Origin of the sequence: Pseudoalteromonas sp. NZS11 (assembly GCF_015864765.1) — a bacterium.
GTDB lineage: Bacteria > Pseudomonadota > Gammaproteobacteria > Enterobacterales > Alteromonadaceae > Pseudoalteromonas > Pseudoalteromonas arctica.
The window spans coordinates 585,206-598,067 of sequence record NZ_JADYWP010000002.1 but is presented as its reverse complement, the minus strand read 5'-3'; the positions used below and the strand labels follow the sequence as shown (position 1 = coordinate 598,067).

General features: G+C 40.0%; 10 protein-coding genes. 3 read left to right on the top strand and 7 right to left on the bottom strand.

Features of this window, described 5'->3' with window-relative positions; translation table 11 throughout:
* Positions 1-2: 2 nt before the first annotated feature.
* Positions 3-434 (top strand): universal stress protein, encoded by a 432-nt coding sequence (locus I6E82_RS06310; protein WP_024591890.1) that lies wholly within the window; start codon positions 3-5, stop codon positions 432-434.
* A gap of 428 nt (positions 435-862) precedes the next feature.
* Here I6E82_RS06310 and I6E82_RS06305 read toward each other — a convergent pair whose 3' ends face one another.
* From I6E82_RS06305 to I6E82_RS06295, 3 genes are all read right to left on the bottom strand, one after another.
* On the bottom strand, positions 863-1,486 hold the full coding sequence (locus I6E82_RS06305; protein WP_197117170.1) for a hypothetical protein: 624 nt from the start codon (positions 1,484-1,486) through the stop codon (positions 863-865).
* Positions 1,479-3,062 carry a tetratricopeptide repeat-containing sulfotransferase family protein gene (locus tag I6E82_RS06300; RefSeq protein WP_197117168.1) on the bottom strand — a complete coding sequence of 528 codons (1,584 nt, stop codon included), beginning with the start codon at positions 3,060-3,062 and terminating at the stop codon, positions 1,479-1,481. Before I6E82_RS06300 ends, I6E82_RS06305 begins: the two co-directional genes overlap by 8 nt.
* 87 nt (positions 3,063-3,149) lie before the next feature.
* The gene (locus I6E82_RS06295; protein WP_197117166.1) at positions 3,150-5,567 is read right to left on the bottom strand and encodes a TonB-dependent receptor; all 2,418 of its coding nucleotides are present in this window, start codon (positions 5,565-5,567) and stop codon (positions 3,150-3,152) included.
* 477 nt (positions 5,568-6,044) lie between these two features.
* Here I6E82_RS06295 and I6E82_RS06290 point away from each other — a divergent pair, with 477 nt between their 5' ends.
* Together I6E82_RS06290 and I6E82_RS06285 are read left to right on the top strand one after the other, a co-directional pair.
* Positions 6,045-7,139 carry an NADH:flavin oxidoreductase/NADH oxidase gene (locus tag I6E82_RS06290; RefSeq protein WP_197117164.1) on the top strand — a complete coding sequence of 365 codons (1,095 nt, stop codon included), beginning with the start codon at positions 6,045-6,047 and terminating at the stop codon, positions 7,137-7,139.
* Between the two features lie 74 nt (positions 7,140-7,213).
* Positions 7,214-8,410: an MFS transporter gene (locus I6E82_RS06285; RefSeq protein ID WP_197117162.1), complete on the top strand. Its 1,197-nt coding sequence runs from the start codon at positions 7,214-7,216 to the stop codon at positions 8,408-8,410.
* Between the two features lie 72 nt (positions 8,411-8,482).
* Here the strand turns inward: I6E82_RS06285 and I6E82_RS06280 are convergent, their stop codons facing one another.
* The 4 genes from I6E82_RS06280 to I6E82_RS06265 form a co-directional block, all read right to left on the bottom strand.
* Positions 8,483-9,346, bottom strand: a complete 864-nt coding sequence (locus I6E82_RS06280) for an EamA family transporter (RefSeq protein ID WP_024591885.1) — start codon at positions 9,344-9,346, stop codon at positions 8,483-8,485.
* Positions 9,347-9,578: 232 nt separating this feature from the next.
* The gene (locus I6E82_RS06275; RefSeq protein ID WP_002960591.1) at positions 9,579-10,322 is read right to left on the bottom strand and encodes a FadR/GntR family transcriptional regulator; all 744 of its coding nucleotides are present in this window, start codon (positions 10,320-10,322) and stop codon (positions 9,579-9,581) included.
* 430 nt (positions 10,323-10,752) lie between these two features.
* Positions 10,753-11,739 (bottom strand): Gfo/Idh/MocA family protein, encoded by a 987-nt coding sequence (locus I6E82_RS06270; protein ID WP_197117160.1) that lies wholly within the window; start codon positions 11,737-11,739, stop codon positions 10,753-10,755.
* 40 nt (positions 11,740-11,779) lie between these two features.
* Positions 11,780-12,790: an AraC family transcriptional regulator gene (locus tag I6E82_RS06265; RefSeq protein WP_197117159.1), complete on the bottom strand. Its 1,011-nt coding sequence runs from the start codon at positions 12,788-12,790 to the stop codon at positions 11,780-11,782.
* Between the last annotated feature and the right edge of the window lie 72 nt (positions 12,791-12,862).

Sequence of the window (12,862 nt, the reverse complement as noted above, 5' to 3'; positions counted from 1 at the left end):
ATATGCGAACAGGTAATATTTTATGGCCTACAGATTTTTCTGATACTGCATCACATGCTTTGCAATATGCCATTGAAATGGCGAATTTATATCAAGTAGGCATTCGTATTTTACACATTGTTGATCAGCCTTCAGATAATGAGAATTATATGATCCTTGCGATAACTCCCCAAGAGTTAGCTAAAAATATGGAAGACGCTGCGGCGAGTAAAATGCATGAGTTATTAGGTCAGTTGAATACTGATTTAAAGATTGAAACGGTTATTCGACATGGTGATGCCATTAATGAGATTTTAGATGAGACTAATAGCGGTGATATAGGCATGGTGGTAATTGCCAGTCATGGGAGAACCGGACTTTCTCATTTTTTGAATATTAACGTTGCAGAAACGATCGCCAATAAAGCTGATTGCCCAGTGTTAATAGTTAAATAAAATTGGCGCGTATCTCTTGTCCCGCTGCGGTCTTAGACGGGACAAAGTGGCCAGCACGTTGGGTAAAAATGTGAGTCGTGTAAACGTCAATACACGGTTTAACTGCCCGAAAGTGAACTTTTCATACTGGGGCAGTACCTGTATGTATAACCTGGTCTTTTCCTCTTGAATTGACTGAATAATGAAGGTCCGCTTATGGCCACCCTCCAACCACTCGACAACATAAAATGTTGAAAATAATTGGGAAGGTATTTTACTGTGTCGGATGACGCTTCGCTTATCCGACCTACATTGGCACAAAGCCGCCTATTTGGATTTTCCCACCGGTAAAATAAAACGTTTATTCAACCCTAATACCTTGCTTTAAAAGGTACTCCACTGCTTTATTAGTATGGGGCTTAAATGCTTTCCAACGACCTATTGCTTTGCTATTTAATGGTTGGCCACTCGTCAACTAATATGCCATTGCCACAATCGTTGTCAGCATGTATTGAGCTAGGTTTTAGATTAATTAATTGTGGGAACAAAATGGTGTAATTAACTTTATAGCCGCAAGAGCCAAAAGCAGAATATAAGCGCAGAGACTTTAATTGATTCCCTTTTTCGCTAATCTCAATACTGCCGGTAAGTAAATTAGTTGGTTTTAGCTCCCATTTATTTTCAATAAAGGTAGGTTCTGACCAAGTTATAGGGTAAGCCATATTAGTTGACGTTCTAACATAATAGGTTAAATAACTGTCTTGATATGCTCCGGTTTGGCAAGCTAACGCAAGCAGTTTATCACCCGAACTTAGCTTAAAAACTGAGACAAATCGATTGTCATGATGTTCGTCTTTGATAGAACAGCTGTCGTTTTTATTTAGTGAGTTAAGAAGCTTTTTTTGAGTTAATAGTTCAAAATTTAGAGGCAACTTTAGACCAGTTGATACCTCTACTTCTAAGTGTTTTTTATTTTTAATATCAGTATTGATCGTAACTGCATTACTATGGGCGCAGGACAAAAAAATTAAAATGATGGATATATTTATATTTTTTAAAAAATACTTACTCAACATCTATACCTTGCTTTAAAAAGTAATCTTCGGCTTTATCAGTATTGGGCTTAAATGCTTTCCAACGGCCTATTGCTTTATTATTAAGTGGTTGGCGTACCTGCATTTTACTGGCGGTAGAAACTGGTGCGGTGTTTAAGTGAAAATCTATACATTGCTCTTGCCACTCTAGGTTACAAAAGCTGACTAACTCTTTTATTTGTTGCTCAGGCTGTGCGACTAATTCTTCGTATTTTACTAATTTTACATTGCTGTGTTGCATGCTGAAGTGCTGCATTAGTTTGTAAAAACGGCTGTAAAATTTTGCAGTGTCGAGTAGGTCGAGCGAGTACGCATAGTAGGGATTATTAATGGTAAATAATTGGCGGTAGTTACCAATACAGGTGTCCATTGGATCGCGCAGCATACAAATAATTTTAGCGTTTGGCAGTGCTTTGGTTATTAAATCGATATAAAAAAAGTTAAACGGGAGCTTATCAATAAAGTGTTTATGGCTGCCTGTTATTACGCGTGTTGCGTTTAAATAGGTTGACCCAAGCTGATTAAAATCAAGTTCGTAGGCTTTACTGAGCGTTTGAGTGTCGAGCACGTGAGGTGTTTGTGTTTGGCTTAGCTTTTTAACGCTTAGGCCAAAGTCTTGTAATTCACCGGCTGATTGCACGTCGCTATGGCTCGATAAAATACGCTCAACTAATGTGGTGCCAGAGCGGGGCATGCCTAATACAAAAATAGGTTCGGCCGTTGGGTTACCTTGTGTTAGCGCTTGTTTGTGCTGTTCACTTAAGAGTTTGATATGTTCAAATAACTCAGTTGAGCTTTTATGATCAAACGGCTGCACAGCACGTTTTGCTACTTTACCTTGCTCTAACGCGTTAAAAGCGTCTGAAAATTCACCAATATCTTGATACTCTTTTGCTAAAGCATGGCCAATATGCAGTTTTTCATCGGGGTGCGTTACTTGCTCAAATACGTTTTTTAAGCGCCCAATATGGTTGTTTTGCTTACTTACTTTAGTTAAATCACTTAATGCAAAATGACTTTGATGATGCAGCGGGTTAAGCGCTATGGCATTTTCAAAAGCGTGTTGAGCTTTATCAAATAGTCCTAAAAACTTAGCGCTTACGCCGTAGTTATAATAAAACGGTGGTTGAGCTTTGTTAGCCGCTGTAGCCAGTGTAATAGCGCGCTCAAAGTAGTTAAGTGCGTGTTCGTGAATGCCTGCTTGAGTAAGTGCAACGCCGAGTGTGTCGGCATCAAGTGCTTTAGTTATTTGTTTTAATGGCACTGATAGCGCGGTGTTTTTTGCTTTTTGTAATTCGCCAGTAAGTGCGTAACATTTAGCAAGTTGCGCGGTGTATTCAATACTTTGGCCAAGGGTAAGGGCTTTTTCGATGAGCTTTATTGCTTTGTGTATTTGCCCAACAGTTAAATTAACCATAGCTAACAAAAAATATCCATCAGCAAAGTCTGGTTTGAGTGTAACTAACTCCACTAGGGCTTTGTGTGCTTGCTCTATTTTACCTTGGTTTAGGGAGTGTATTGCGCTTTGATGAAGTTGCTTTAAATTTGGCTGCATGGTTTTGGTAATTATTATTTTGTAAAAGAAAATAAAAAGGCTCAAATAAATTTGAGCCTTAAAACATTGTTTAAAAATTACTATAAACTATATTTCAAATTTGTAGTTAAATTTAACACCTACCGTAAGCGGGCGATTAATGTAATGGCCGTAGTTACGTTGTATGTCGGCGCCATTAGCGGATGTAATATCGGCATCTGAGCGACGAACGGATGTAACCGCGTATTTGTTGAATAGGTTATCAACATATAGCGTAGTTGACCATGCATCGGCTGTTAATTTAGCTGATATATTACTTAAGCTGTAACCAGGTAGTGTTTCGCCGTTATCACGAAGCCCTACTCTTGAAAGCACGTCGCTTTGCGCAGTTAAACCGTAGTTAATATCAAGCGTTTTGTCGTTAAACACGTCTGTTTGATAGTTTACACCCATCGAAAATTGATTTTCAGGTGAGCCTGGTAAACGGTCGCCGTCTTCTGCGCCATCGGTACCATCGGCATTAAACAAAAATGGTGCGTCTGATGTTAGCTCTGCTTTTGTGTAGGCATAAGTTGCATAAACCGAGAACGAGTCAGATAAAATTGCACGAGTTGATATTTCAACCCCTTTTGCATTAGCGCTACCTGCGTTTGAAAGGTACGTTAATTGACCTATATCTGTAGCGCCAGTGATTTGCGCATCATCCCAATCGATGTTAAATAACGCGGCGTTAAAGTGTAGTTGGCTTCTAAACCATGTACTTTTAAAGCCTAGCTCGTAGTTTGTTGTGGTGTCGGCTTCATATAATAATTCGTCAGGTTTACCACAGCCTGTTTGTTGATCCTCAACAATAGGATCAGGACAAGACACTAAACCGTTTGAACCACCAATTCTAAAGCCTTCACTTACTGTTACATAACCCATTACTGAGTCAGTGAACTGGTATTTAGCATTAAATTTAAATAAGTTACCGTTATCGCCTGCTTCGTCTTTTTCGTATGCAACGGTGATTTCGTCAGGATCTACTCCACCATACAATGTATTTGCTAGCGGGAAGTCAAAAGCCGCTTGCGACTCTATATCATATTTGTAAAAACGGGCACCAATGGTCACATCTAATTTGTCGGTAACTTGGTAGCCAACTTCACCAAATAGTGCAGACTCAGTGACGGTACTTTTTGTAAGCTCTAAGTATTCTAATGAGTCAGGTCTTAGCTGCTCGCCACCAAAGTTATCGATAGCGAATTGGTCAAACCCAGGCGTAAACTCTCTGCTTGATGCTTCGGTTTCTGTTTTGTTGTAAAAGCCACCCACAATCCAGTTAAAGTCGCTGTCGCCTTGCGACACTAAGCGAATTTCTTGAGTGAAGGTATCTTCTTCGTCAATTTCACGGGTAAACGTTGAAAACGAAGGAAACTCTTCATAACCGTAATCAAGACGAATAAGTAAGTCTGTTTGGTCGCGTTGGCCGTCGGCATCAAAGCTCGAAATACCGGTTGCCGATACTAGCTCTGCAAAACCTAGGTCGGCTTTTAGTTCAAGGCTTAGTAATTGATCTTCTTTTTCGCGAGGCTCTTCAAAGCGATAAGCTGATTCGTATTTACCTATTACGTCGCTTAAACCGTTGTTTGCATTAAGGCTGTTGTAATGAACAATCGAGCGGCCTTCGCTGTCTTGGTTTTGGTAAAAGTAGTTAAGCGTACCTTCAAACGATTCATTTGGTTTAAAGCGAACAGAAATACGACCTGTTGTGGTGGTTTCGCCGTTGGCGTCTTTTACATTTTTAAGGTTGTTATTAACTGCTGAGCTGTCGCTCCAATCTGGATCTGGCAACGATACGCCTGGCTCGCGTACTACGTAACCATAATCGATAAAACCTGGATCTTCATATACGTTTAAGCTGGCGCGAACTGCAAGCTTGTCTTCAATTAGTGGCAGGTTAAATATAAAACCGCCTTCGCCACCTAAAGAGTCACTTTCTTTTGTTTGAAATAGGTCGCCGTAAACTTCAAGCGATGTAAAATCAAGCTCCGGCTGTTTTAGCATGTAGCGAATTGCACCGCCTAATGTGCCTGCACCATAAAGGGTGCCTTGTGGCCCAATTAATACTTCAACACGCTCAATATCTACTAGGCGCATATCTACCGAAACTGGAATTTCGTTTATATAAGTAGATACCGTGCCGCCATCTGATGATGGACCAGACGAGTTTGTATTTAAACCACGAACAATAATAGGCGAGCCAGAGCGGCCACCTTGATCGGTAATTGTTAAACCAGGTACCCAGCGTGCTACATCCGCAAGCTCATTGATATTTTGATCTTTCATAATATCTGCATCAAGGGCTGTAATATTTAGCGGTGCATTTTGCACAGAGCCGCTGCGCCTTGTTGCTGTAACTTCGATTACTTCGAGTGATTTGTTTTTAGCTGCAACTTCTTCTTGAGCAAGTGCGGCATTAGGCAATAAAAATACGCTAGAAACAGCGCTCGAAATAGCCAAGGTTAACAAGCTTGGTTTAAACATAAAAAGTGATCCCCAGTTCAAATGTTTTACATTAGTAAATTAAGTTAAGCAGTTTATCAGGGAGTGAAGTAGCTTGGAATATTTAAATTGAATTTTAATTCACTTTTATAGAATAAATATGGTTGATATGTAGGGTTTTTATTTAGTTAATAGGCAATACAAGCAATAGCTTAGTGCTATTAGGTACAGTTAGGTTAAAAATCACACCCTTGTTTAAAGGTAAATAGTCATTCATATTTTAAAGATGGCTTTATGACGTGCTCGTTAAACAAATTATTACATTAAAATTGATAGTTTATAATGTCATTAGTTATGCTTTTATCAGCACTATTAAAGTATGTTTTTATCCCCATTAAGAGTGGTAGTCGTATTTATAAGTAACTGTGTAAGTTATTGAGTGAGCGTGTTTGATTGCCGCTTCGTATTCTCTTTTTTATTTTGTCCGCACTTTTTTGTGCGTGTTTTTAAGGATTAACAATGAGCCAACTATTTTCGCCTTTATCACTTGGGCAAGTAACGTTAAATAACCGTATTATTATTGCACCCATGTGCCAGTACTCAGCAAACAATGGCGCTGCTAGCGATTGGCATACTATTCATTTAGGCCAATTGAGTTTAAGTGGTGCAGGATTGCTAATTTTAGAAGCAACAGCAGTAAACCCAGAAGGGCGTATTAGCTACGGCGATTTAGGGCTTTGGAATAACGAAACCCAGCAAGCCCTGGGCAAAAGCCTAAAAGCAGTAAGACAATATAGCCCTATGCCTATTGGTATTCAGTTGGCGCATGCTGGGCGCAAAGCATCAACTGAAAAACCATGGGACGGTGGCGATGCGATTGCACCTGATGATGTAAATGGCTGGCAAACGCTCGCACCTTCGGCAGTTGCGTACGACGATAGCAGCCCAGTGCCAAAAGCAATGAGCCAAGACGACATAGACTCATTAATTAAAGACTTTGTCAGTGCAGCTAAACGCGCTGATGAACTCGGCCTTGATTTAATCGAGCTACATGGTGCGCACGGTTACCTGTTACACCAGTTTTTGTCGCCACTTTCAAACAAGCGCGATGACAACTACGGTGGCAGCCTAGAAAACAGAATGCGCTTATTGCTTGATGTGTTTAAAGCGGTAAGAGCGGTATTTCCTAGTGAAAAAGCAGTGGGTGTACGTATTTCGGCAACTGATTGGGTTGAAGGCGGCTGGGATTTAGCTCAATCGATAGTGCTTAGTAAAGCGCTTGATGAACTCGGCTGTGACTTTATTCATGTAAGTACTGCGGGTTTAAGTCCTGAGCAACAAATACCAGTAAAACCTAATTTTCAGGTACCGTTTGCAACAGCTATTAAAGAAGCTGTGAATATGCCTGTTATAGCGGTGGGTTTAATTACTGAGGCGCAACAAGCCGAGGATATTATTAGTGAGCAGCAAGCCGATGGTGTAGCGCTGGCGCGTGGCATTTTATATAACCCGCATTGGCCGTGGCATGCAGCTGCAGAGCTTGGCGCTACAGTAACTGCACCTAAACAGTATTTACGCTCAAGCCCACATGGGCAGCCATCACCAATTAAGTAAAACGAAGCTTTTTGTAAAAACCCAACCCGCGTTTGCTGGTTGGGTTTTATTATTTTTATAAAGTAGAGATACACATGACCCAACCAGGCGTTTCACCACAACCACTTAGCAATACACTCGTTACTATTATTGCTTTGTGTTGCGGTCTTATTGTTGCCAATATTTACTACGCTCAACCTATTATTGAGTTGCTTGCCCCAGAAGTTGGATTAAGTGCGCACAGTGCTAGCCTTATCGTATCGCTTACACAAATAGGCTACGCTTTGGGGTTGTTTTTTTTAGTGCCATTAGCTGACTTAATTGAAAATAAGCGTTTAATGCTTATTACTTTAGCTGTGTCGTTTTTGAGTTTGGTGGGTACGGCACTTGCTGATTCACCTAATGTAATGCTTATTTTATGTTTAATGATAGGCATGAGCTCGGTTTCTGTTCAGGTGCTTATTCCGCTTGCTGCGCATTTATCGTCTGACGAGAAGCGCGGACAGGTTCTTGGCAATATTATGGCGGGTCTCTTGCTAGGTATTTTGCTGGCAAGACCTATATCGAGCTTAATAGCCGATCACTTTGGTTGGCGCGCTGTATTTTACTTTGCAGCAGGGTGTATGGTGTTTATTGCAGGCGTAATTTATTTTGCTATTCCAAGCAGGCAACCTACCCATAAAACAACGTATTTCAAGTTATTAAAATCGCTTAAACAGTTAATGATAAGCCAACCAGTGCTGCGCCAACGTTCACTTTTTCAAGCATTAATGTTTGCATCGTTCAGTTTATTTTGGACGAGCGTACCGGTTGTGCTTGCCCGTGAGTATGGTTTATCGCAATCAGAAATAGCATTGTTTGCACTAGTGGGTGCGGCAGGTGCTGTAGCTGCCCCCATTGTTGGTCGTTTAGCCGATAAAGGCTATACGCATCAGTTATCGTTACTGGCCAAAGTAATTGCAGCAGTGTGCTTTTTACCAAGCTTATTTGAGTTACCTTACGGCATTATAGTATTGGCATTAACCGGTGTGTTTATTGATTTTGCTGTGCAGGCCAATATGGTATTGGGTCAACGTGCAGTGTATGCACTAGAACCACAAAGTCGTGCGCGTTTAAACGCTATTTACATGACGAGTATATTTGTAGGTGGCGCAGTAGGCTCGCTTATTGCCAGCCCATTATATGAAGCGGGCGGGTGGACAGGTATTGCTCTGGTCGCTACCGGCATGCCGCTTATTTCGTTGATTGGTTATTTGGTTACAACTAAAAAGCAAAGTAAGGCTGTGAGTTAAAAAATTACCGGATACAACATAATAAAGTCACCATGTTGCGTGGTGACTTTATTTAGCTTATTTGGTAGTTAATTAAGTAGCCTGTTTTTTTGCGTTTGAAAACGAGCTACCAACAGATGCAATAATCACAAGTAAAATAGCGAGCCACTGCCATAAAGTAAGTAATTCACCCAGTATAATAAACCCTGCGAGCGAAGCTATTGCAGGCTCTAAACTCATCATTACGCTAAACCCTTGTGAAGGCATGTTACGCAGTGCAACCATTTCAAGTGTGTAAGGCAGTGCGCTTGATAAAATAGCAATACCAATACCCAGTGGGATAATTTCCCACGTAAACGCGGCGCTTTGCATAATGCCGCCGTATGGTACTAGCACTATAGCGGCAACGGTCATACCCAATGCGACAGTTGCTCCACCAGAGCTTTGTGTGCCCGTTTTTTTACCAAATAATATATAACCTGCCCAACATGCACCGGCACCAAGCGCAAGCGCTACACCCAATGGATCAAGGCTGTCTTGGCCGCTCATATCTGGAAGCAGAAGCAAAATACCGGCAATAGCACAGGCAACCCAAAATAAGTCACGTTTGCGGCGTGATGAAAATAAGGCAACAGCAAGCGGGCCTGTAAATTCAAGCGCTACACCAATGCCTAGTGGAATGCGTTCAATGGCGTAATAAAACAAAATGTTCATGCCGCCTAAACTTAAACCATACACAATTATAGGAATACGATTACCAGAAGTAGGTAAGTGTTTCCAAGGTTTAAACACTAAGCAAAGTATAAAGGCGGAAAAACCAAGCCTAAGGGCAGTTGTACCTTCAGGGCCAACAATAGGAAAAAGCTGCTTTGCAAATGACGCGCCCGTTTGAATGGTCATCATAGCAAGCAGTACACACACTATAGCCAGTAAATAACTTTTTGAAGATGCTTGCATTTTTATCCTTGAGTTGAGTAACTCTATCAATTAGTTATGTAATGCAGGGAGTATAAAAGCTAAACCCGCCCGATATTAATGGCGGCATAGTATCTTTTTTTAAATTTATAGGTAAGTGTTTGCGACCAAAAATAGTGCAATTAAAAGTATATTAAATAGGGCAGGTAAATAAAGTAAGAGGTAAAGTTAGCAAACAGGCGTTTGCTAACTTTAATCAGTTGGTTAAAAGGCCTTAATGGGCACTTTTATTAACTAAGCCATCAAGCGAGTAGAGGCCTCGTTTTTCATCATTTTTGCGTTTAATTTCTTCAAGTGCGCGCGATTCTACAGCGTCAAATAAAGCATTAATTAAGCGGTTAAAATGTTTGTGCATTGCACTGCGCGCTGCATTTGCATCATGCGACTTTAGGGCTGTATAAATAGCGGTGTGTTCGTCCATAACGCACTCGTTATTGTTTTTACAGACACTGCCATAGTCAGCAACAATTTGTGGGTTTGTTAAACGTAAATCCCACAAGTTAGACACTGCAAATTCAAGTGCTTTATTGCGCGTTGCTCTAGCTATAATTTCATGAAACTCACGGTCGGCTTGCTCAACATACAGGCCTTTTTCCATGGCAATTAATGTTTTATTTAGTTGCTCTAGTTCTTCTTCTGTAATGCTTTGAGCAGCTAAAGCGGCAATTTCGCCTTCAATTAATGCGCGAGCTTGAGTAAGTTCAAATGCACTGATCTCTTTTGATTTTATAGATGCATTTTTTTGTTCTACTACGTAAACACCAGAGCCGGTTTTAACTTCAACTCGGCCACGTACTTCTAATGCGATAATAGCTTCTCTAATGGTAGGGCGACTTACATCAAACATTTCTGCAAGTTCACGTTCAGGTGGTAAACGACTCCCAGCAGAAAATTCGCCTTGATTTATTAAAGACTCAATTTTATCAACTATGCGCCAAAATAAGCGACGATTACCCATACTTTACCTTCATTACCTTAAGGAATAATGGCCTCTTGGGCCTAAAAGTCAAAACCAACTGTTAATACCAGAGGTTACCTCAAAATTCACTATTATGTCAAAATTCTAACGCGATGTTATGGTTAAAAACCACTATACACCAATGGTTGTATTCTTGTATTACCAATTTAGTTTAAAATAATGCAATTGGCTAGCTTGATTGGTAATGTTTTTATGTGTTAGGTTAGTTTTAAGGTTATTGAATAATAAATATTGGTAATAAACCGAATTTGGGTTGTTAGTGTTAAGTTTGTTGTAGAAGTATTTGATTGCCCATGGATGGGGATCGCTATTTTTAAATGTGTTTTATAAAATGTGTCGTTGTACGAGAGCTATTTAAGCTTTCTTCTGGGCGTTAACTGTCGTTGGTTAACGCCCATATTTTATTTAGTTAGTCGTTAGGGTACACAACCCCAAGCTGTTTGCGCGCTTCATCAAGTACGCTCATTACGTTACTGGCTAAAATATGTGTATTAACGGGTGACTCAAGAACATTTTGTTTCACTAATGCCATAAAATGTTCAACTTCGTATTTCATAAAGTGCTCATCAAACGGCTGGGATATAACCTCTACCTCACCATTATTAGCAATAAACTCCACCTTTTTGAGTTGCGATACAGCTTCTATACGTATGCGTCCAAGTTCGCCTTGTATTTCGGTTATGTTGTCGCCTTGCGATATTTTAGAGTAGCTAATAACGGCTTGTTTATCTGCGTAGTTTAGTAATACATCCCCCGCACCATCAACACCTGTATCAAGTAATACGCCACTGGCACTTACGCTTTGCGGCGATCCCCAAAGTGCAATTAATAAATACAGTGGGTAAATCCCTAAATCAACTAAAGCACCATTAGCAAACTCGGGCAAAAACGTATTTGGGCGTTCGCCATTTTTATACTTATCGTAACGCGATGAATATTGACTGTATTGCCCAATATATTTACGTGGTATGCCAATTTTTACCATTGCCTGTTGCAGCCGTGCAAAGTTAGGCAAGTGAGTGGTCATCATGGCTTCCATGTAAAGGCGCTGATGTTTTTTTGCTGTAGCTATAATGCTTGCAAGCTCTTTAGAATTAGCAGCTGATGGTTTTTCGCCAAGGACATGTTTACCTGCTTCTAGGCACATAACGGCATATTGCTTATGTAAGCTGTTAGGGGCGGCTATGTAGACGGCATCAACATTTTGATCTTGGCATACTTGCTCGATTGAGGTGAAAATTTTTGCTTGTGCATTTTGTGGGTGTTTGGCTAAAAATGCTTCGCCGCTTGATACTACGCGCGAGCACACACCATATAAATTAAAATCGTTTAACGTATTTGCAGCGGCTAACAGTGTGTCGCTAATAAAATTGGTGCCAACAATAACAAAGTTCATGCTCACTCCTTAGCTTAAATAAAAATAATAATAAGAGTGTTTAGTTTAACATTTTTTTAGTCCTATATGCTCGAGGAGAACATCCAAACCAGCGTTTAACATTAACACTTAGTGTTGCTTGCTCCTGATACCCTAAAAGCTCAGATATGGTTGATATTGTAAATTGGTTTTGCGCTAAATAGTGTGCAGCTAAAGCGCGACGAGTGGCATCTTTAAGTTTTACAAAGCTCGTATTATGTTTGATAAGTTCTCGATGCAGAGTACGCGGGTGCATACCCAGCGCAGCTGAAATAGTTTGGTTACTACATTGATAAATAGGAAGCATAGGCCTAATTAGTGCACTAACTTGGTTGGGTAATGGTTGTGTGTGTTCTTTGTTTTTTGCCAAGAAGCTTAGCGCTGCTTGTACTTTATTTAGTTCAGGGTGATCAAGCTCAAGAGTTAAATCACTTTTTGAGATTACAATACCAGCGCTGTTGCGATGCTCTATAACGTTACAACCAAAGTAAGTGTTATAGGCACGAGTATTAGTACTTAATTTTTTTGGCAAAAATATATTAATTGGTTTGCAGCGGTTATTACTCAGCTTTTTAATAACAGCCAATGCTAAACCAATGGTTAGCTCAATCACTTGGTTAATGTTCGGTAATGGTTTTAAATTAATTTCGAATGATAAAAACAAGCTTTTATCATTCTCTAAAGGGTGCGAGTTTAAGCTAAGTGCAGGGCTGTGCAAGTGAAGGTATTTAATAACCCAATTAAGTGCATCACCTAAATTAGTACTATTTTTAGCTGCTATTGCAATATGTCCTAAAATATCAAAATTTTGTCTACTTGCGAGCTTAAGGCCAAAACTAGAACAATTGAACTTACAAGCACAGTATTCTAATAGCTCAGCGTAATCTCGATAAGGTAAATATTGGTTATCGAGATTTTTAAAGTCAACGTTATTAATATTACAGTTTCGCATTATTTCATGCGGATCGCCGCCAAATTCGCTAATTAGGGTATCTATACCTTGTAATGACGTGGCTCTGATTAGGCTGCTCATGGTTAACCTCAAATAAACGATGTCTAAAAATATCAAGTTTTGTTGAGTTTTTCTATGCACTATTACTGTTAA

Excerpts from the sequence above, each read along its gene's own strand:
- I6E82_RS06265 (WP_197117159.1), bottom strand. The coding sequence starts at position 12,790 with ATGAGCAGCCTAATCAGAGCCACGTCATTACAAGGTATAGATACCCTA.
- I6E82_RS06290 (WP_197117164.1), top strand. The coding sequence starts at position 6,045 with ATGAGCCAACTATTTTCGCCTTTATCACTTGGGCAAGTAACGTTAAAT.
- I6E82_RS06295 (WP_197117166.1), bottom strand. The coding sequence starts at position 5,567 with ATGTTTAAACCAAGCTTGTTAACCTTGGCTATTTCGAGCGCTGTTTCT.
- I6E82_RS06270 (WP_197117160.1), bottom strand. The coding sequence starts at position 11,739 with ATGAACTTTGTTATTGTTGGCACCAATTTTATTAGCGACACACTGTTA.
- I6E82_RS06310 (WP_024591890.1), top strand. The coding sequence starts at position 3 with ATGCGAACAGGTAATATTTTATGGCCTACAGATTTTTCTGATACTGCA.
- I6E82_RS06300 (WP_197117168.1), bottom strand. The coding sequence starts at position 3,062 with ATGCAGCCAAATTTAAAGCAACTTCATCAAAGCGCAATACACTCCCTA.
- I6E82_RS06285 (WP_197117162.1), top strand. The coding sequence starts at position 7,214 with ATGACCCAACCAGGCGTTTCACCACAACCACTTAGCAATACACTCGTT.
- I6E82_RS06280 (WP_024591885.1), bottom strand. The coding sequence starts at position 9,346 with ATGCAAGCATCTTCAAAAAGTTATTTACTGGCTATAGTGTGTGTACTG.
- I6E82_RS06275 (WP_002960591.1), bottom strand. The coding sequence starts at position 10,322 with ATGGGTAATCGTCGCTTATTTTGGCGCATAGTTGATAAAATTGAGTCT.